The 18782-nt window shown below is 71.5% G+C and carries 19 protein-coding genes, 1 tRNA gene and 1 riboswitch; of the genes, 8 read left to right on the top strand and 12 right to left on the bottom strand.

Features of this window, described 5'->3' with window-relative positions:
• The first annotated feature begins 98 nt into the window (after window positions 1-98).
• Window positions 99-1361, top strand: a complete 1263-nt coding sequence (locus ACFT9I_RS34960) for a PrsW family intramembrane metalloprotease (RefSeq protein ID WP_382571213.1) — start codon at window positions 99-101, stop codon at window positions 1359-1361.
• Between the two features lie 18 nt (window positions 1362-1379).
• Here ACFT9I_RS34960 and ACFT9I_RS34955 read toward each other — a convergent pair whose 3' ends face one another.
• The 5 genes from ACFT9I_RS34955 to ACFT9I_RS34935 all read right to left on the bottom strand — a co-directional run bounded on the left by ACFT9I_RS34955 (window position 1380) and on the right by ACFT9I_RS34935 (window position 5773).
• The gene (locus tag ACFT9I_RS34955; RefSeq protein WP_382571196.1) at window positions 1380-2444 is read right to left on the bottom strand and encodes a M23 family metallopeptidase; all 1065 of its coding nucleotides are present in this window, start codon (window positions 2442-2444) and stop codon (window positions 1380-1382) included.
• Window positions 2445-2455: 11 nt separating this feature from the next.
• Window positions 2456-2610, bottom strand: a riboswitch (cyclic di-AMP (ydaO/yuaA leader).
• A 304-nt stretch (window positions 2611-2914) separates the two neighbouring features.
• Window positions 2915-4006: a PP2C family protein-serine/threonine phosphatase gene (locus tag ACFT9I_RS34950; protein WP_382571211.1), complete on the bottom strand. Its 1092-nt coding sequence runs from the start codon at window positions 4004-4006 to the stop codon at window positions 2915-2917.
• 555 nt (window positions 4007-4561) lie between these two features.
• Complete coding sequence (locus ACFT9I_RS34945; RefSeq protein ID WP_382571195.1) at window positions 4562-5308, bottom strand: MerR family transcriptional regulator; 747 nt, start codon at window positions 5306-5308, stop codon at window positions 4562-4564.
• Window positions 5309-5438: 130 nt separating this feature from the next.
• Window positions 5439-5512: transfer RNA gene (locus ACFT9I_RS34940), tRNA-Met, on the bottom strand.
• Between the two features lie 81 nt (window positions 5513-5593).
• A complete protein-coding gene (locus ACFT9I_RS34935) occupies window positions 5594-5773 on the bottom strand; it encodes a hypothetical protein (protein WP_382571193.1) in 180 nt (59 codons plus the stop codon).
• Between the two features lie 100 nt (window positions 5774-5873).
• On the opposite strand from ACFT9I_RS34935, the gene ACFT9I_RS34930 reads away from it, so the two are divergent.
• Window positions 5874-6530, top strand: coding sequence for an HAD family hydrolase (locus tag ACFT9I_RS34930; protein WP_382571192.1), 657 nt, complete (start codon window positions 5874-5876; stop codon window positions 6528-6530).
• Window positions 6531-6554: 24 nt separating this feature from the next.
• Here ACFT9I_RS34930 and ACFT9I_RS34925 read toward each other — a convergent pair whose 3' ends face one another.
• Window positions 6555-6767, bottom strand: coding sequence for a hypothetical protein (locus tag ACFT9I_RS34925; protein ID WP_382571190.1), 213 nt, complete (start codon window positions 6765-6767; stop codon window positions 6555-6557).
• A 176-nt stretch (window positions 6768-6943) separates the two neighbouring features.
• On the opposite strand from ACFT9I_RS34925, the gene ACFT9I_RS34920 reads away from it, so the two are divergent.
• Window positions 6944-7150, top strand: coding sequence for an antitoxin (locus tag ACFT9I_RS34920; protein WP_382571189.1), 207 nt, complete (start codon window positions 6944-6946; stop codon window positions 7148-7150).
• A gap of 75 nt (window positions 7151-7225) precedes the next feature.
• Here the strand turns inward: ACFT9I_RS34920 and ACFT9I_RS34915 are convergent, their stop codons facing one another.
• Complete coding sequence (locus ACFT9I_RS34915) at window positions 7226-7657, bottom strand: VOC family protein (protein WP_382571187.1); 432 nt, start codon at window positions 7655-7657, stop codon at window positions 7226-7228.
• Between the two features lie 81 nt (window positions 7658-7738).
• Between ACFT9I_RS34915 and ACFT9I_RS34910 the strand changes: the two genes are divergently transcribed.
• Window positions 7739-8335, top strand: coding sequence for a TetR/AcrR family transcriptional regulator (locus ACFT9I_RS34910; protein WP_382571185.1), 597 nt, complete (start codon window positions 7739-7741; stop codon window positions 8333-8335).
• Between the two features lie 78 nt (window positions 8336-8413).
• Here ACFT9I_RS34910 and ACFT9I_RS34905 read toward each other — a convergent pair whose 3' ends face one another.
• Window positions 8414-9316: an alpha/beta fold hydrolase gene (locus ACFT9I_RS34905; protein WP_382571184.1), complete on the bottom strand. Its 903-nt coding sequence runs from the start codon at window positions 9314-9316 to the stop codon at window positions 8414-8416.
• A 112-nt stretch (window positions 9317-9428) separates the two neighbouring features.
• Here ACFT9I_RS34905 and ACFT9I_RS34900 point away from each other — a divergent pair, with 112 nt between their 5' ends.
• Window positions 9429-11438 (top strand): BTAD domain-containing putative transcriptional regulator, encoded by a 2010-nt coding sequence (locus tag ACFT9I_RS34900; RefSeq protein ID WP_382571182.1) that lies wholly within the window; start codon window positions 9429-9431, stop codon window positions 11436-11438.
• Here the strand turns inward: ACFT9I_RS34900 and ACFT9I_RS34895 are convergent.
• Window positions 11407-12138 carry a DNA-binding response regulator gene (locus ACFT9I_RS34895; RefSeq protein ID WP_382571210.1) on the bottom strand — a complete coding sequence of 244 codons (732 nt, stop codon included), beginning with the start codon at window positions 12136-12138 and terminating at the stop codon, window positions 11407-11409. The two genes, ACFT9I_RS34900 and ACFT9I_RS34895, sit on opposite strands and share 32 nt — an antisense overlap.
• Window positions 12139-12205: 67 nt before the next feature.
• Between ACFT9I_RS34895 and ACFT9I_RS34890 the strand changes: the two genes are divergently transcribed.
• On the top strand, window positions 12206-13048 hold the full coding sequence (locus ACFT9I_RS34890; protein WP_382571181.1) for an oxidoreductase: 843 nt from the start codon (window positions 12206-12208) through the stop codon (window positions 13046-13048).
• 83 nt (window positions 13049-13131) lie between these two features.
• Here ACFT9I_RS34890 and ACFT9I_RS34885 read toward each other — a convergent pair whose 3' ends face one another.
• Both ACFT9I_RS34885 and ACFT9I_RS34880 read right to left on the bottom strand, forming a co-directional pair.
• On the bottom strand, window positions 13132-14709 hold the full coding sequence (locus tag ACFT9I_RS34885) for a hypothetical protein (protein WP_382571179.1): 1578 nt from the start codon (window positions 14707-14709) through the stop codon (window positions 13132-13134).
• A 244-nt stretch (window positions 14710-14953) separates the two neighbouring features.
• The gene (locus ACFT9I_RS34880) at window positions 14954-15928 is read right to left on the bottom strand and encodes a LysR family transcriptional regulator (protein WP_382571178.1); all 975 of its coding nucleotides are present in this window, start codon (window positions 15926-15928) and stop codon (window positions 14954-14956) included.
• 102 nt (window positions 15929-16030) lie between these two features.
• Here ACFT9I_RS34880 and ACFT9I_RS34875 point away from each other — a divergent pair, with 102 nt between their 5' ends.
• Window positions 16031-17068 (top strand): NADP-dependent oxidoreductase, encoded by a 1038-nt coding sequence (locus ACFT9I_RS34875; RefSeq protein WP_382571176.1) that lies wholly within the window; start codon window positions 16031-16033, stop codon window positions 17066-17068.
• Window positions 17069-17100: 32 nt separating this feature from the next.
• Here the strand turns inward: ACFT9I_RS34875 and ACFT9I_RS34870 are convergent, their stop codons facing one another.
• Window positions 17101-17655, bottom strand: coding sequence for a phosphoribosyltransferase family protein (locus ACFT9I_RS34870; protein WP_382571175.1), 555 nt, complete (start codon window positions 17653-17655; stop codon window positions 17101-17103).
• 445 nt (window positions 17656-18100) lie between these two features.
• On the opposite strand from ACFT9I_RS34870, the gene ACFT9I_RS34865 reads away from it, so the two are divergent.
• Window positions 18101-18733: an SRPBCC family protein gene (locus ACFT9I_RS34865; RefSeq protein ID WP_382571174.1), complete on the top strand. Its 633-nt coding sequence runs from the start codon at window positions 18101-18103 to the stop codon at window positions 18731-18733.
• The last annotated feature ends 49 nt before the right edge of the window (window positions 18734-18782 follow it).

Raw genomic sequence — 18782 nt, 5'->3', positions numbered from 1 at the left:
ACATCCCTCCGCTCCCGCACTCGCAGCCGTATCCGAACCCGCACCCGTACCCGCACCCGGCGATCCCCGCGTTCGAGCAGCAACAGCAGCTCGGTGACATGTGGGCCGCCGTGCCGGAGCGGGCCCGCTGGCGCTACCGGCCGCACCGCTCGTTCTGGCGGCACCCGGCGGTGCGCGCGGGCGCGGTGATCATCCTGCTCGCCATCTGCGGTCTGCTGATCCTGTCGCTCGTCCGGGAACAGACCGGCACGCAGGGCTTTCTCGTCGGCCTCGGTCTGGCGACCCTGCCCGTGCCGCTGCTGATGGCGGCCTTCCGCTGGCTGGACCGGGTCGAGCCGGGGCCCTGGCGGAATCTGATCTTCGCCTTCGCCTGGGGCGCCTGCGCCGCCGCCCTCGTGGCGATCACGGCGAACTCCTTCGCGACCCAGTGGATAGCCACCGCCACCGCCGACCCCACCGGCGCGGAGTCCCTGGGGGCCACGGTGGTGGCGCCGATCGTCGAGGAGAGCGCGAAGGCCGCCGCGATCCTGCTGATCTTCCTCTTCCGGCGGAAGTCGTTCACCGGTCTCGTGGACGGGGTCGTCGTCGCCGGCTTCACCGCGACCGGCTTCGCCTTCACCGAGAACATCCTCTATCTCGGCAACGCCTTCGGCGAGGACCAGCAGATCGGCAACTCGGGCCTCGCGTCCGTGACCGCGGCGACCTTCTTCGTACGGGTCGTGATGTCGCCGTTCGCCCATCCGCTGTTCACGGTCCTGACAGGCATCGGCTTCGGCGTCGCCGCCCTCGCCACGCGCCGCCAGCGCGTGCGCCGTTGGCTGCTGCCGGTGCTCGGCCTCACGCTCGCCATGGGCACGCACGCGCTGTGGAACGGCTCCTCGTCACTGTTCGGCCCGTACGGCTTCTACGCGGTGTACGCGGCCTTCATGGTCCCCGCCTTCGCCCTGCTCACCTGGCTGGCGATATGGAGCCGGCAGCGCGAACTGCGCACGGTCTCGGCCGAGTTGCCCGCGTACGCGGCGGCCGGCTGGCTCGGCGAGACCGAACCGCTCGCGCTGTCCTCGATGCGGGCGCGCTCGACGGCGCGCGATGTCGCGGGCCGTACGTACGGGCCTGCGGCGGCCCGCACGGTCCGCGAGTACCAGGCGTTCGCGACCGCCCTCGCGTTCCTGCGCCACCGGGCGGGACGCGGCGCGGCGGACCCGGACTTCGCCGAGCGCGAGCAGGAGCTGCTGCACCACATGTGGCAGCGCCGGGAAATGGCGTCGCCCGCGCTGGCGTACGCGGCGCGGGCGACGGGGCGGGTGTGGACTCCGCCGCCGTACATCGACTACGGCGGCTACAACCCGTATCGGAGCTAGGAGGCTCGACCTGTTCTTTTAAGGAGTGAGTCCCTTGCTGCGGAGCCAGCTCAGCGGGTCGATCCCGCTGCCGCCCGCGGTGTGCACCTCAAGGTGCAGGTGCGGACCGGTGACGTTGCCGGTGGCTCCCACGCGTCCGACGGTCTCGCCGGTGGTGACCTTCTGGCCGGCGGCGACGGTCATCGAGGACAGGTGGGCGTACCAGATCTCCGTACCGTCATCGAGCTCCAGCACCACGCGGTAGCCGTACGACCCCGACCAGCCGGCCGACTTGACGGTCGCGCTGTGGACGGCCTTGGCGGGCGTGCCCGTGGGGGCGGCGAAGTCCAGGCCGGTGTGCTGGCCGGAGGACCACATGGAGCCGCTCTGGCCGTACGTAGAGGTGAGCGTGTACGAGGAGGTGGGAAGCGAGAAGCTGGCTGCCAGCTTCTCCAGGCGCTCCTTCTCGGCCTTGCGCTCGGCCGCCTCCTTCGCCTTGCGCTTCTCCTCGGCGGCCTTCTCCTTGGCGTCGGTCTGCTGCTTCTTCGCCTCGGCCGCGGCCTTCTCGGCGGCGGCCTTCTCGGCGCTCGCCTTCTGGGCGGCGTCGGCCTCGGCCTGCTGCTGCTCCGCCTGCTGGAGGATGCGGGCGCGCAGCGCCTCGCCGGAGTCGGTGGTGCCCTGCTGGGCGTCCGCCGCGGTGAGGCCGGCCGTGGTGAGCGGAGAGGGTGTCTCGTCACTCTTGTCGTCGCCGTCGGACATGAAAGACCCGACACCGGGAAGAGACTTGGCGTCGGGGAAACTGTCCGAGAGCGCGTCGGGAAGTGATATCGAGACCGCCGGCTTGTCCTGCGCGGAGGCTATGCCTCCCGCGCCGACCGCGGCGATGACGCCTACTCCGAGGACGGTGGAGCTGCGGGCGAGAGCGTTGCGCTGCTTGGCGACACGGTGTTTGCCGCGTACGGGACGGATGGAGTCCGCGGTGGGATTCCACTCCTCCCAGCCCCTGTTCGCCTCGTCGTCGGCGCGATCGGTACCGGCGAACCGGCTCCCGGGACCGAAATGGACCGGGGCTGAGGCTTCGGGGGCAGGCCTGTTGGACGCCACTGGGGCGCTCTCCTTTCCTTCCTTCTCGCCTACCGGGTTAGCTGACGGGTTCGGAGCAGGAAGGTCTCCTACGAGCGTTCTTCGCCGCACGAGGCAGCAAGAGACGCCCGATTCACCCCAATTGGTGGTTCCCCGGTTTCCTTGCGGAATTCGGCGCGTGCGCACGGTGCCGTCTCTTCGACGGCTGGGACAACCGCGCTGCGTTATCGAACGTTAATAGACGACCGGGGCTTATTCCAAGCTGTTCCGGGTGATCGTTAGCGGACGCGGCCTGGACCAACCGGGACACAAGCGGGTGGAATCGGGCGAGTTGATCGCCCTTCGGGCCGTGTGCGATCACACACTCGAACTGACGGTGCGTCAAATGTTATGCGGAGTGGTGCGCCTCAACTACGCAGCGTGGCGGGCGAGATGACGGCGCACGGCACGCCGTGTCCCGTCCGGCCATGACGGGTCACGACGCGATCGAGTCACGGCACGACGGGCATCGTCCGGCGCCGCTCCGGCTGTCGCGGGGTGGGCCGGCTGACGGCCAGCAGCGCCATGTCGTCCGTACTGCCGCCGCCGGTGTGCAGCCGTACGTCCCCGACGATCGCGTCGAGCAGCTCGTCGGGGCCGGGGAAGATCCGTCCCGCGAGCCGTTCGCGCGGGTTGTAGAAGACACCCGCAGTGTTGCGCGCCTCGGTGAGCCCGTCGGTGTAGAGGAGCAGCGTCGCCCCGGACTCGTACGGGACCTCGTCCGCGCGGTCCGGCCAGGTCCCCAGCTCGCCCATCCCGAGCGGCAGCGCCGGATCGGCGGGGGCCAGCACGGTCAGCCCGCCGTCGGGGGCGAGCAGCAGCGGCTCCGGGTGCCCCCGGTTGACCACGCGCACCATGCCCTCGACGTGCGGGATCTCGGCCAGTACGGCGGTGGTGAAACCCTCGAACAGGTCGATCCCGTCCCGCCGGGTGCCTTCGCGCGCCAGCGCCCGCTCCAGCCGCTGCGCGACCCCTTCGAGCGACCGCTCCTGCTCGGCGGCCTCACGGAAGGCGCCGATGACGACGGCCACGGTCTCGACGGCGCCCATGCCCTTGCCGCGTACGTCGCCGACCACCAGCCGTACCCCGTACTCCGTGTCCTGGACGGCGAACAGGTCACCGCCGATGAACGCCCCCTCCTCCGCCGCCTCGTAGCGCGCGGCGACATGGAGCCCGCCGATCCGGGCGGCGGGCGTCGGCAGGACGGCCCGCTGGGCGGCCTCGGCGATGACGCGCGCCGAGGCCAGGCGTTCGCCGCTGCGGCGTACGACGCCGTTGATGGCCAGCGCGAGAACGGAGACCGTGAAGACGGTCAGCGATTCGGTGACCGTCTCGACCCCGGTCACCGTGTCGTTGAGGAAGTGCAGCCCGACGACGGCGACGGTGGCGAAGATGCCGATGACAAGGGTGCGCAGGAACGAGAAGAACGGGGCGGCGACCAGCGGCGCCGCCGCGTAGAGCGGGGAAGCGGTGATGGCGGTCGGGGTCGCCTGGTCCAGGACGATTCCCGCCACGATGATCAGGCCGGGCAGGATCTCCACGATCGGATGCGCCGGCCGGGCCGCGTGCCGGCCGCGCCCCCGCCCGGCCGGACGGGGGTCGTCGGGACCGAAGCCCGCGGGGTGCTTGTCGACGGAGGACAGGCCGTCCCAGGTGGGATCGTCCGGGTCGAAGGCCGGCGGGACCGGGGCGGCCGGGCGGGAGTCCGCCCGGCGGAAGCCCGCGTCGGCGCGCTCGAAGCCACGGCGGAAGCCGCGCCGGGCGCTGTTGCCGAAACCACGGAGCCTGCTGGACAGGCCGGGACGGCGGACAGCACTCTCGGCGGGACGGCGGCCGTCGTCCCCGCCGCCGCCCGCCGTCCCGTCGTCTCCGCTGTCTCTCTGCCCCACCAGTGGTCTCCTGCCCGGTCCGTCGACGGCTGCGGACGGTACCGCGCCCTCCCTAGGCTGGCCCCTCACGCGCCGGGCGGCTACCCGCCGTCGACCGACTGGGCTATCGGTGGGCCAGTGCGGTGACCGGGGGCGGGGCGGCAGCCGGCCGGTGGTGGGCCGGTGGTGGGCCGGTGGTGGGCCGGGAAATCGGCCTGGTGGGGCGGATCGTCAGTCGGTGAGGTGGCGCTCGGCGTACACCTTCATCGCGTCCCGTACGAGGACGGCCGCGCCCTCCGCGTACTTGTCGTAGTTACGGCCGAAGCGCGCGTCGTCGACGTACATCGCGGTGACACCGATGACGTACGACCTGGAAGGGCTCGTGGTGGTCGACAGCCAGTCGCAGTGCCGGGCGGCGATGGCCTGGGCCCGATCGCCGTCGGCGGCGAGACCGTCCTTCTTGGCCTGCCCCCAGTCGCGGGCGATGTTCTCGTGCAGGTCCATGAACTCCCGGCGCTCGCTCTCGCTCAGCGACCGCCACCAGCGGTCCCCCCGCTCGTACGCCTCCCGGCCCCATCGCTCCGTCACCTCCTGCTCGTACCGGGTGTGATCGAAGCCGTCGAGAATTTCCTCGGCCATGAGCTGTTCTCCCCTCTCGGTCTTGTGGAGAGTGGTCCGCACCGACGCGATCAGACGTCCCACGCGCGCCCGCTCCTGTTCGAGCAGCGCGAGATGGGTGCGCAGGGCGGCGGCCGTGTCCTGTTGGCCGTCGAGGATCTCGGCGATCGCGGGCAGGCCGAGGCCGAGTTCACGCAGCAGCAGGATCCGCTGCAACCGGACGAGGGCGTCCTGGTCGTAGTAGCGGTAACCGTTGCCGCCGACCCGGCTCGGGGCCAGCAGTCCCAGCTCGCCGTAGTGCCTGAGCGTGCGGCTCGTCGTGCCGGCCTTCTTCGCGATGTCCTGGATCGACCACTCCATGACCGGAACGCTAAATCTTGACGTTACGTAAAGGTCAAGCCGCGATCCGGCGCCGATGCGGGCGCGCCCTGGACATGCGGGTACGACGAAGGCCCGGATCCAGTGGATCCGGGCCTTCGTCTTTTTCCAGTAGCGGGGACAGGATTTGAACCTGCGACCTCTGGGTTATGAGCCCAGCGAGCTACCGAGCTGCTCCACCCCGCGCCGTTGAATGCAACATTACGCCATCCGGACCAAGATCATCTCCATTTACCGGCCCGGCCGCCTCCTGAGGCCCCGATCGGCCTAAGCGGCCTCCACCACATCGGCCCGGACCGACGCGGCCCACTCGACCAGCAGCCGCTGATACTCCTCCTGCTCGGCGGTGGACAGCGCCCGGCCCGCACGCGCCCACAGGGCACGGATCTCCGCGTTGACGACGGCGGCGGGACGGACGGGAACGCTGGCATCAGAGGAAGCTGACATGGAGTAAGGCTACGGCCAGCCACTGACAATCGGCAGAGCGTGTGCCCCACGACCTCGTACCGCCCCCATCCGGAGCCCCGCAGCACCTACGCTTACCCCGGTGATCGAAACCATCGTGTTCGACGTCGGCGAGACTCTCGTCCGCGACGACCGCTACTGGGCTTCCTGGGCCGATTGGCTCGGCATCCCCCGCCACACCATCTCCGCGCTGGTCGGCGCCGTCACCACCCAGAGCAGGGACAACGCCGACGCCCTCCGTCTCATCAAGCCGGGCATAGATGTCGGCGAGGCGTACCGGGCCAGAGAGGCCGCGGGCCGGGGCGAGCACCTGGACGAGTCCGACCTCTACCCCGACGTACGGCCCGCCCTGGCCGGTCTGCACCAGCTCGGCGTACGCGTCATCATCGCCGGCAACCAGAGCGTCAAGGCCGGTGAGCTGCTGCGGGGCCTCGATCTGCCGGCCGATCTGGTCGTCACGTCCGACGAGTGGGGGGTCGCCAAGCCGTCGGGGGAGTTCTTCGCCCGTGTCGTGGAGGCGGCGGACACCGCGCCGGAACGGATTCTGTACGTCGGTGACCACCCCATGAACGATCTGTTCCCCGCCCAGCGGGCCGGCCTGCGGGCGGCGCATCTGCGGCGCGGCCACTGGGGTTATCTGTCGGCGGACGATCCGGACGTCGTCGCGGCGGCGGACTGGCGGATCGACACGCTCACGCAGCTGACGCCGATCGTGGCGGAGCAGCGGCAGCCGACCTGAGCGGCTCCTGTCCGGGCCGGTTCGTCACTCGGAGCCGTACTCGTGCGGCTGCCCGCCCTGCCACTCCACCCAGGAGGGGTCGTCGAGCAGTTCCCACGCGTCGGGCAGCCCGGCGAGCCGGAGGAATTCGATCAGATGGTCGTCGTTGTGCGCGAGTCCCATGATCCGGCCGCGGACAGTGACCCGCCGGCCGCCCGTCCCGGACGGCCGGTGTACGACGATCGGTGCGTCACTCATACGGTCAAGAGTGCGACTCCCGGGGCCGGCGCGCAGCCTCGGGGTCCGGACTTTGCCCGGAGACCGCCGCGAAATGGGCCGCTTACCTGCCGTTCCATGCGCTTTGTCACCGCCCGGATGCGGGATACGACACACGCCCCGATGCTGGGAGTGAACCCCACAAGGGAGGACGAGTCATGTCGATGCTCGACAAGCTCAAGGGTCTGGTCAAGGGCCGCGAGGACACCGTGCGAAAGGGCGTCGACAAGGCCGGCGACGCCGTCGACAGGAAGACCGGCAACAAGTACAAGAGCCAGGTCGACACCGCCCAGGAGAAGCTCAACGAGCAACTCGGCTCCCAGGACCGGCCCACGCCGGGCGACGACCGCCCGCCGCAGAGCTGACCCGACGCTCACGAAGGCTCCGACCGGACCCTGTGTCCCGGTCGGAGCCTTCGCGCGTCGTACGACTCCGAGGGCCTACAGCGCGCCCGCGCCCGCGCCGACGTACTGCTGCACGAACTCCCCGATCGGTTCGATCGGCGTGATGAAGTCGATCAGCACCCCACTGGGGTCGGCCACAATGAAGTGCCGCTGTCCGAAGTCCTCACTGCGCAGCTTGAGTACGGGGGTCAGCCCCTCGCCGTGGACGAGCCGCTCCCACTCCGCGTCCACGTCCGCCACCTCGAAGTTGAGGAGCAGCCCCTGAACCGGTTTGCCGTACCCCGCGGGCACCGTCGGGTGGGTGGGATCGAGGAGCGCGAGCTCGTACGGGACGGGCCCCGGCCGCCGCAGGCTCACGTACCAGTCGGCCTCGAACGTCGTCTCGAAACCCAGCAGCCGGATGTAGAAGTCGCGTGATTCCTGGAGTCGCGTGGTGGCGATCACGGGATAGAAGCTGGTCAGCCGCATGACGGATTCCTTTCGCATACCTTTGGTACGCGAACAACGCTATTCACATACCTTGAGTACGTCAAACTGGAGAGGGACGCGATGCCGCAGGAGCAGGGGACCCGGGCCCGGCAGCGGGAGCAGACCAGGCAGGCTCTGCTGCGCGAGGGCCGGAGGCTCTTCGCGGAGGTCGGTTACGGCGCGGTGAGCCTCGCGGAGATCGTCGCCGCCGCCGGTGTGACCAAGGGCGCGCTCTACCACCACTTCGACAGCAAGACCGCCCTCTTCCGTGCCGTACTGAAGGACGTCCAGGAGGAGGTCGGCGCCCGTGTCGCGGAGGCGGCCGACGCGCGGGACGACTCCTGGGAGCAACTGGTCGCGGGCTGCCAGGAGTTCATCACCGCGACGACCGCGCCCGACATTCAGCGGATCATGCTCGTCGACGGGCCCGCCGTACTGGGCTGGACCGAGTGGCGGGCGATGGACGAGGCGTCGTCGGCCCGCCATCTGACGGAGGCGCTGGCCGGGCTCGTGGCCGAGGGCGTCATCGCCGCACAGCCGGTGGCGCCGCTCGCGCACCTGCTGTCGGGCGCGATGAACGAGGCGGCGCTGTGGCTGGCGACCTCGACGGACCCGGCGGACCTGACCGACACGAGGGCCGCGCTGGGGCGGTTGCTGGGGGCGCTGCGGGTGGGGTGACGGGTGGGGAAGGGGGGCGGACGGGTGGGGCGCCCGATGTGGGGTGCCGGATGTGCGGCCGCCCGCGCCGCCGCGCCCTCAGCGGGTGAGGAGGTCCCGTACCGCCTCGACGACCTCTCCCGGCGCCTCCTCGGCCATGAAGTGGCCGCTCGAGACGGTCGTGTGCCGCAGGTCGGGTGCCCAGGCGCGCCAGCGCGCGGCGGCGTCGAAGCCCAGGGCCGTACCCCAGTCCTGCTGGAGGACCGAGACCGGCATCCGCAGCTGGTTCCCGGCGTCGCGGTCGGCCTGGTCGTGGGCGACGTCGATCCCGGCGGAGGCGCGGTAGTCGGCGACGATGGACGGGACGGCCGCGCGGGAGGCCGCCAGGTACTCGGCCCGGATCTCGGGCGGAATCGCCCGCGGGTCGCGCGTCCAGATGTCGAGGAAGTGGCCGAAGAAGGCGTCGGCGCTGGCGCTGATCATCCGCTCGGGCAGGCCGGGCGGCTGCGCCATCAGATAGAGGTGGAAGCCGACGGCCGCGCCCGTGCCGTGCATGACGTCCCAGGTGTCCAGCGTGGGCAGGACGTCGAGCGAGGCGAGATGGGTGATCACCTCGGGGTGGTCGAGGGCCGCGCGGATCGCCACGAGGGCGCCCCGGTCGTGTCCGACCAGCGCGAACCGGTCGTGCCCCAGGGCACGGGCGAGCGCGACGGTGTCGGCGGCCATGGTGCGCTTGGCGTACGTGACGCCTTCCACGGCGGCCGGCTTGTCGCTGGCGCCGTAACCGCGCAGGTCGGGGCAGATGACGGTGTGGTGGGCGGCGAGTTCGACGGCGACGTGCCGCCACATGAGGTGGGTCTGCGGGAAGCCGTGCAGGAGCACGACCGGGCTGCCCGAGCCTCCGACGGCGACGTTGAGGGTGATGTCGGGGGTGATGTCGGGGGTGACGTCGTCGGCGACCGGGACGCGCTGGTAGGTGAAGCCGGGGATGGTGGGGTGCATGGTGCGCTCTTTCGTAGGGTGGCGTGCGTAGCTTCGAGCTGCGTGGCTTCCAGCGTGCGGGCCTCGAATCAGCAGTCGGTCAGCACGCTCGAAGAGCGACGGAAGAGGGCGGATGGCACAGGTCCTGTTCGGTGTGCTCGGCCCCGTGACCGCCGAGGGCCGGGACGGCCCGATCGCCCTCAAGGGCCCGCGCCACCGTGCCGTACTGGCGCGCCTGATCGTCGCCCGCCGCCGGGTCGTCCCCGTCGGCCGGCTGGTCGCCGACCTGTGGACGGAGGATCCGCCGCCGTCCGGCGCGGTCGGCGCCGTACAGACCTTCGTCGCCGCGCTCCGCCGTGCCCTGGAACCGGACCGTCCGCCCCGTACCCCTGCCCGGCTGCTGGTCACCGACGGCCCCGGATACGCGCTGCGCGCCGGGCCGGACGCCGTCGACGCCTGGCGTTTCGAGACGGCCGTCGGCGAGGCGGCGAAGCTGCCGCCCGCGCAAGCGCTGCGGCGGCTCGACGAGGCGCTGGAGCTGTGGCGGGGGCCCGCGTACGCCGACTTCGCGCAGGAGGAGTGGGTACGGGGCGAACGCGCCCGCCTGGCCGAACTGCGGCTCCGGTCGGTCGAGCGCCGGGCCGAGGCGCAGTTGGCCGTCGGCCTCGCCGCCGACGCGGTCCCCGACCTGGACGCGCACCTGGCCGACCATCCCTGGCGCGAGGACGCGTGGCGGCTGCTGGCGCTGGCGCTGTACCGGACGGGCCGCCAGGGGGACGCGCTCGCGGTCCTGCGCCGGGCCCGGTCGACGCTGGTGGAACAGCTCGGGCTCGATCCGGGGCCGGGGCTGCGGCGGCTGGAGGCGGACATGCTGGCGCAGGATCCGGCGATCGACGGCACCGCGGGCCCCACCGAGGCGGCGGCACAACTGTGGACGCGGGCCGCCGCCGCGTACGACCGCACGGTCGCGGCGGGCGCCCGCGCCCGCCTGGAGACGACGGTCGGCCTGCTCCGCGACCTCGCGGTGACCGGTGGCGGCGGGCTGACGGCCGCGCGCGAACACCGGCTCGCGGCGATCACCGCCGCCGAGGAGTTCGGCGACCCGGAGCTGACCGGCCGGGTGATCGGCGCCTTCGACGTCCCCGCGATCTGGACGCGCGGCGACGATCCGGAACTGGCGCGGCGGATCGTCGCCGCCGCCGAGCGCACCCTGGCCGCGCTGCCGCCGCCCGACGGGCGCGGTACGTACGACGCGGTGCGCTGCCGGCTGCTCGCCACCGTCGCGGTGGAGATGCGCGGCTCGCACTCCTCACGCGGCCCCCAGGCGGCGGGGCGCGCGGAGACGATCGCGCGCCGCCTCGACGACCCGGCGCTGCTGGCGTTCGCGCTGAACGGGACGTTCATGCAGTCCTTCACCCGCGCGGGCCTCGCACCGCGCCGATCCGAAATCGGCGCGGAACTGGTCGAGTTGGGCGCCCGCCACGGCCTGGTGACCTTCGAGGTGCTCGGCCGTCTGATCCGCCTTCAGGCGTACGGCGCCCTGGGCGACTTCGCGGCGGCCGACACGCATGCCGCCGCCGCGGATCGTCTGGCGGCGCGCCACGAACTCCCGCTGGTGGGCGTCTTCACCCAGTGGTACGGCGCGCTGCGCCTGTCCGCGTCGGGGGATCTCGCTGGGGCGAGGTCGGCGTACGAGAGAGCCGCCACCGGCCTGCCGGACGCCGGTATGCCGGGCCTGACCCACGGCATCCTGCCGCTCGCCCTGCTCTCCCTGCACTTCACCTCCCCGCACTCCTCCGACGGCCCCCGTGTCCCGCCGCGCGAGGCGGTCGACCTCCGGGCGGACTGGGGACCGTACCGCCCCTGGATCACCCCGCTCGCCTCCCTGGCCGCAGGCGACCACTCCGCCGCGCTGCGCGCTCTGCACGCCCTGCCGGAGCCGCCCCACGACCTGCTGTACGAGGCGTGCTGCTGCCTGGAGGCGACGGCGGCACTGGCACTCGCCGACCGCGCCGCACTCACCCGCGTGCGCGAGCGGCTGCTGCCCGCGTCCGCCGAACTCGCGGGCGCGGGCAGTGGTTTGCTCACGCTGGGACCGGTGGCCGGCTACCTCACGGCGATCGACGCGACGCTACGGGGGTGAGCCCCAGCTCACCCGCGCGCAGCCCCGCCTGGAAGCGGGAGTCCGCCTCCAGCTTCACCATCAGGTCCGCCACCCGCCGCCGATACGTACGCAGTGGGACGCCGAGCCGTTTGGCCGCCGATTCGTCCGTGCGGCCCGAGGCCAGCGCCGCGAGGATCACGCGGGCTTCGGCGTCGAGGTGCGGGACGTCGCCGCTCAGGTAGGTGTCGAGATCCACGGCGGCGTCCCAGATCGCCCGGAACATCGAGTGGACGCCGTCGACCAGGGTCCGCGACGTCGTCACGGTGTACTCGCGGCCGGTGGGGGTCTCCCGGCCGGCGAGGATCATCACCCGTCGGTCGATGAGGATGGTCTCGTGCGGCAGCCGCGAACCGCTGATCCGTACGAGCGCCCCGGCACGCCGCACCTGCCGCAGGTGGGCACGGGCCTCCTCGTCCGCGAGCGCGACCGGGCTGAGTAGCTTGCGTGTGATGAAGCCCGAGGCGCCCGGTGCGTCCGAGGCATCTGAGGCACCCGAGGCGGCCGATGCACCCGAGGCGGCCATCCGGGCCCCGATCACCGCCCTGGCCTCTGGCTGTGACCAGGTGTTGAGGTCCCGGGCCGCGCATACGAACTCGGTCTGTGCGGATTCGAAGAGATGCCCGGCCCGCGCGACCAGCTCCGCGTCTCCTTGCACTGAAAACACTTGTTCGTTCCGCATTCCTTCAGTCTGGCACCAAGCTGCCACCGGCTCGCCGGGCGTCGCGACCGCGCGCAGCATGGGTCTCATGACGATCAAGACTTTCTCCCTCGGCGGAGACCTGACCATCAACCGGCTCGGCTTCGGCGCCATGCGCCTGGCCACAGGCACCTTCGACGGCCCGACGCGCGCTCACGAGACCGGCATCGCGGTGCTCCGGCGGGCCGTGGAGCTGGGCGTGAACCACATCGACACGGCCGGCTTCTACGGCAGGGAAGCCGTACAGGCCAACGAGCAGATCCGTACGGCGCTGGCCCCCTACCCCGCCGGCCTGGTGATCGCGACGAAGGTCGGCCCGCTGCCTGGACCGAACGGTATGCCGAGCGGACAGGCGACGCCCGACCAGCTCCGCGGCCTGGTCGAGACGGATCTGCGGGCCCTCGGGCTCGACCGGCTCGACCTGGTCTATCTGCGGGTGGGCGGGATGACCGGGCCGGGCGGGGAGTCGATCGCGGAACGGTTCGCGGTACTGGCCGAGCTGCGCGCGGAGGGGCTGATCCGGCACCTGGGCGTCAGCAATGTCGATGCCGCCCAGTTCGCGGAGGCCCGTGCCGTCGCACCCGTCACGGCGGTGCAGAACCAGTACGCCGATGACCACGGGCTGCTCGCGGAGTGCGAGGCGGCGGGTATCGCGTACGTGCCGTACTTCCCGCTCGGCGGTGGCGGCACCCCGCTCGACACCGAGCGGCTCGGCAAGGTCGCGGCCCGCCTGAGCGCGACCACGGCGCAGGTCGCGCTCGCCGCCCTGCTGGCGAGGTCGCCGTCGATCCTGGCGATTCCGGGCACCGGCTCTCTCGACCATCTGGAGGAGAACCTCGCGGCGGGCGACCTCGTACTCAGCGACGAGGACCTGTCCGAGCTGCGAGGCTGACGGGGCGGGCCCGGCCACGGAGAACAACCTCCGCGGCCAGCACACGCCGACCGACTGCCCGACTGCCTGACCGGCTGCCCGCCTCACGTCGGGATCGGCTTGACCTTGCTGCAGTTCTTCCATTCGACCCAGGGCCGGGCGCCGCCGTTCTTCGGCCCCGTCGCGTACGTCGGGTCGCCGGTGATCGTCTGGTTCTTCTCCTCATGGGTGATGTCGATCCCGAAGAGCTTGAACCCGAGGGTGAACTGCCCGGCGGAGATGCCGAAGCCGATACCCAGTGAGGCGTTCCACCAGTCGGTGTTGGCCTTGTAGTCGAGCCTGCTGAGCCTTCCCTTCTCGTGCAACAGCCGTTCGAGCGGGCTCGCGTCCGGGCCCGGCACCTTGGCCGCGTCGGTGGGGGAGGGCAGCGGGTTCTTCGCGGGCTGGTCGCCGTTTCCGCGCAGCCAGTCCTCGACGAGGACGCTGTCGGCGTCGTTGTCGAGGATGAGTTCGGCCGTCTCGGTATGGATCTGCGACTCGGTGGATCCGCCACCGCCGCCGACATCGATCGTCACGGGGCCGGCGTTGGCGCCCGCCTCGACCTTGACGCCGCCGCCCCCTCCGGCCTCCTCGCTGGTGGTGATCACCAGCTTCTCCGGGCGGTGCGCCTTGCCGTCCTCTTCCTCCTGGTCGTACGTCGCCGCGTCGTAGGTGACCGCCACCTGCTGCATCCGCTCGCCGGTGGCGATCCCGCCCGCGCCGCCCGCGCCCTTGACGGTGAAGGTGTAGACGAAGGTGATCTTCCCGGCGTTCGGCCCGGTGTGCGCGCGCATGACGACGACGTCCTCGGTCATCGTGCCGTTGGCCAGCTCGCCGGATATCTTCCCGAGGTCCTTGGGGCCGTCGCCGGAGTCCTTGCCGCCCTTTCCGCCCTTTCCGTTGCCCTTGAACTTTCCGCCGAAGTTCACGTTGCCGGAGGCCTCGATGGACGTCTTGGTGATGTCGACGTCGGGTGCCTTCTCCGGCGGCAGGTCGGGCTTCTTCTTGTTGGCGTGGTAGCCGCAGATCATCCCGAGTTCGGAGGAACGGGGCCCGGCGGGGCGGGAGTTGCACTCGTCCTGGGCCTTCAGATACTCGGTGAACTGCTTGGCGTCCTCCAGGTTCAGCTCCAGGTCCTTCTGCGGGTCACCGGTCTTGTTCCCGGAGAACAGCCACTGCCCGCCGCTGCCGCTGCCCGCCAGATACGTACCGCTCAGCTTGGCGCTGCCACCCCAGTCCTCAAGGCCACGGATACCCGCCGAGATGCTGGCCGTGACCCCGCCGCCCACTTCGGTGATCCGCTCCAGCGTGACGGTGCCGTCGGACCACTGCTGCAGCTTGACCGTCTCCGAGCTGCTGATCTTGATGAAGAAGATCTGGACGACGACGGTGGTCTTGGTCTGATCCTGGGACAGCAGACACCTCGTGGGCTCGAACGGGTCGCCGTTGGGTACGAAGGGGTCCCCGCCCTCGCCACCGCCTCCGCCGCCCTCTCCCCCGTCGCCGCCGTCCGCGAAGTCGCCGGTGGCACACGCCTCGTTCCCGCTCAGCGGGTGCAGTACCCGGCACACCGCGCTCTTGAGCCCGGTCGCCTCCTCCTCGGGCAGGCTCAGACCGACGATCGCGGCGATGATCGCGGCCACGACCCCGAACACCGCGGCGTACTCGGCGCCGCTCTGCCCTCGATCACCCCGGCCTCGATCACGCCATCTTCCGCCGCGCCATCTGTCGTTCCACCCTCTGTAACGCTGCCGCCTGTCGCGCACCTGTACTCCCGCCCTACGCCGTCGTGCCCCCGAGCGGCAGCAGCGTAAGTACAGGTCAGGGCCCATCCGCAGGGCCCACGGACCCACGCGGGGGCCCGGTCCCGGCCGAACCGGCAGGTGTTCATCTGCCGGTTGACCACGGTCCGTTCAAGGGCCACCCACCGTCCAGCGGACGTAGCGCCCGAAGCTCTCTGATCAGTGCGCGGACCGCGATCGTCGTCGCCAGTTCGGGCGTCGTGACGTAACCGACGGAGCGGGTCGGCCGCTCGGGGCCGAGGTCGGTGATCTCGGTGGTGAGCGGTGCGCGTGTCAGTGAGAGCGCGGGCATGATGGCCATGCCGAGTCCGCTGCTCACGATCGAAAGCACCGCTCCGTCGTCCTCCGCCCGGACGGTCGCGCACGGGATCCAGTCCTGCTCCGCCCACCAAGTCCGGGTGTACGACGAGCAGTTCTCGGTCCAGTCGACCAGCGGCAGCGAGCGCGGGTCCGGATGGCCGGCCGGGTGCACCAGGGCGTACGGCTCCTCCAGGAGTACGTCCCCGATCAGCCCCGGCGGCACCGGCGAACTCGTACCGATCGTCGCGATCCCCACGTCCGCGCGCCCCTCGGCGACCTCGCCCGCCGTGCCGGGGCCGACCTCCCTGACCACCCGTACCGTCGGCTCGATCCCGGGATGCCGCGCGGCCAGCCCCTCCAGCGCGCGCGGCAGCAGATGCAGGGCCGCGCTGCGGAAGGCGGCGATGCGCAACGGCCCCGCGACGGTGTCGCCGCCGTCGGCGCCCGCTCCGGCCCCACGCGCCTCCGCGGCGAGCGTGTCCAGCATCCGAAGCACCCGCCGCGCGTGCGCCACGGCCCGGGTGCCCGCCGCCGTGGGGCGCGCCCCGTACCGGCCGCGCTCGAAGAGCACGGCGCCCACCTTGCGTTCGATGCCGCGCACCGCGTGGGAGACGGCGGACTGCGTCATGCCGAGCGTGCCGGCCGCCGCCGAGAAGCCGCCCTCGACGGCGACGGCCACGAGGGTGCGCAGCTCCTGCGGCGAGAGGTCCGCGGCGGCGGGTGCGGCCTTCGGCAGGGGCGCGGTCAGTGGCACGGTCACGGGGGCTCCTACCTGCGGGTATGAGGACGCTTCATGGATGCGGTCGTTCCATGAGCGCAACCCTCTGCCCGGCCGTCTCATTCCTCTCTACGGTCACGTCCCATGACCGCATCCAGCCCCGCCTCAGCCACCACCGCCTCCGCCACCACCGCCACCACCGCGCTCGCCGTGCACCAGATCGCCCGCCCGACCGGCTTCCCCACCCCCGGCCACTTCCGCTTCGTCGAGTCGCCCATCCCCCGACCCGCCCCCGGCACGGCCCTTGTGGAGAACCTCCACTGGTCCGTCGACCCGTACCACCGCGAGATGATGGACGGCGACTTCGAGCTGAACTCCCCGCTGGAGGGCCGCACGCTCGGCCGGGTGATCGACTCCCGCGACCCGGCGCTCCCGGAGGGGGAGATCGTCCTCCACCGGCACGGCTGGCGCACCCACTCCGTCGTACGCCCCGACGAGACGAGACGCCTCCCGCACCACGACGGTGTCCCCCTCTCCGCCCACCTGAGCATCCTCGGCGGCACCGGCCTCACGGCGTACGTCGGACTCACCCGGATCGCCCAACTCCGCGAAGGGGAGGACCTGTTCGTCTCGGCGGCGGCCGGTGGCGTCGGTACGGCCACCGGGCGGTTCGCCCGGCTGATGGGCGCCGGACGGCTCGTCGGCAGCGCGGGCACCCCGGCGAAAGTGGCGTATCTGAAGGAACGGGTCGGCTACGACGAGGCGTTCGACTACCACGCCGGCCCCGTCGCCGACCTCCTGGCGAAGGCCGCGCCGGCCGGCATCGACGTGTACGTCGACAACGTCGGGGGCGAGCACCTGGGCGCGGCGATCGGCGCGCTGCGCGAACGCGGCCGGGTGGTACGGGTCGGCACGGTCGGCCAGTACAACACCCCGGACGCGCCACCGGTGCGGTTCAACCACGCCGACGTGGTGGAGAGGAGCCTGCGGATGGAGGGCTTCCTGGTGCGGAACTACCAGGAAGTACAGGAGGAGTTGTACGAGTTCGCCGTACCGCGTCTGGTCGGCGGGCAACTCGCCCTGGACGAGACGGTCGTGGCGGGCTTCGACCGGATCGTGGACGCGTTCCTGTCCATGCTGCGCGGCGGAAACACCGGCAAGATGATCGTGAGCCGGCCCTGAACGAGGCCGATCCGGTCTCCTGGACGGCGGCCTCAGGACTCGTAAGCCGGAAGGTCTCGCGCGGCGAGCAGCGCGCGTACGGTCCCAAGTCCGCGTACGGCTCCGAGGGCGTCCCCCGGCCCCCCGGCGAGCTGATCGACCATGACGCCGCACCCCACCCAGGTCGCCCCGCACTCCTCGACCATGCTCCGGACGGCCGCGGCCTGGCTTCCGGTCTCGATCCAGTCGTCGACCAGCACGACACGGTCCCCCGGGCCCAGCGAGGACCGCTGGAGCCGCAGCGTGTGGCGCAGGTTCCGGTAGTCGGGGGAGGTCCGGCGTACGGCCTTGTCACCGGGGAAGAGGCCATCGCCCTTCCGTACGGGCACGAAGCCGACCCCGAGTTCGACGGCCGCGGCGCCGCCCAGCAGGAATCCGCGCGACTCGATCCCGCAGACCGCCGTGACGCCCTCGTCCCGAAACGGTGCGACGAGGCCGGCCACCACCGCGGCGAGCGCCTCGGCGTCCCGGAAGATCGCCCAGACATCGGCGTGACCGTCGATCCATCGGAAGTGCCGGAGCGTCAGGTCACGTGCGTGCGCGGTCATGGGCGGGAGTCTTCCGACTGCCGATCGGCACGGCAATCCGTTATCGATCGCCCGGTTTCCGCGTAACCGCCCCGCTGCAGAATCGTTCAACCAGGCATCGTGCGCGTGAGCATCCGATCCCCTGATGCTCACGCGTCACGGCTGAGGGCCGACCCGACCTAGCGACGGGCCGGCCCTCATGCGATGCGGCCCCGTCCGTGCCGGGAGGGGAGAGCGCGCCGGCGTGGTGCCAGGAGGTGTTCACCAGCCTGGGCCTGCTGCGGGCTTCCTGAGGGGCGGAAGGGCTCAAGTCGCGGATTGCGGAGGCCGGTTCACGTGCGTCATCTCTCTTGCCACGCTATGATTACACTCGTAGCCTTGCAGTCGTAAGCACACGCCGTGAATCTCGGCGAATGCCGGGGCTGCGACGCCCCATCTGCGCATGACACGTGAGAGAAGGAAGACGTTGATCACCACACGACGTAAGCACTGGAAAGCCATCGGCGTCGCCGCCCTCGGCGCGACGGCGACCCTGGCCGTCCAGCCGACGGCAGTGGCGAACGCGGCGGACCCGGCAGGCCCGGTGACGGTGACGGTGACGGACGCTGCGAAGTCGAGCGGCCGCGGCTACCAGGAATGCCGGGGCGTGACCGTCGACAAGGACGCCCCCGTGATCAGTACGTCCAGCGTTCTCATCAAGGCGCCGCTGAAGACCGTCTGGCGACTGCACACGGACATCGACAACTGGTCCTCCTGGATACCGGAGATCACCCCGGCCCAGAAGAAGACGCCGGGCCCGCTGCGGCCGGGCTCGGTCTTCGAGTGGTCACCGCAGAGCATGCAGGTCACGTCCACGGTCAAGACGGTCAAGTCCCAGCGCTGCACCGCGTGGGGCGGGCCCGTGAACGGCATCGACGGTGTCCATCTGTTCACCTTCAAGCCGGTCAGGGGCGGCGTACTCGCCACCACCGAGGAGTCCTGGGCGGGCGCTCCCGTCGAGGCCGACATCCCGGGCAGCCAGGGCAGCCTCGACGCGGGCCTCAAGGACTGGATGCAGCGCCTGAAGGACACCGCCGAGACGCGCGAGGACTGCCACTGACCCCAGGTCTCGCGACCGAAGCACACCGCCGCCCGCCACGCGCCCAGGT

The sequence above is a fragment of the Streptomyces sp. NPDC057137 genome (assembly GCF_042670825.1).
Lineage (GTDB): Bacteria > Actinomycetota > Actinomycetes > Streptomycetales > Streptomycetaceae > Streptomyces.
Note: the sequence above shows the minus strand (reverse complement) of the source record. Positions and strands in the feature narration are given on the sequence as shown.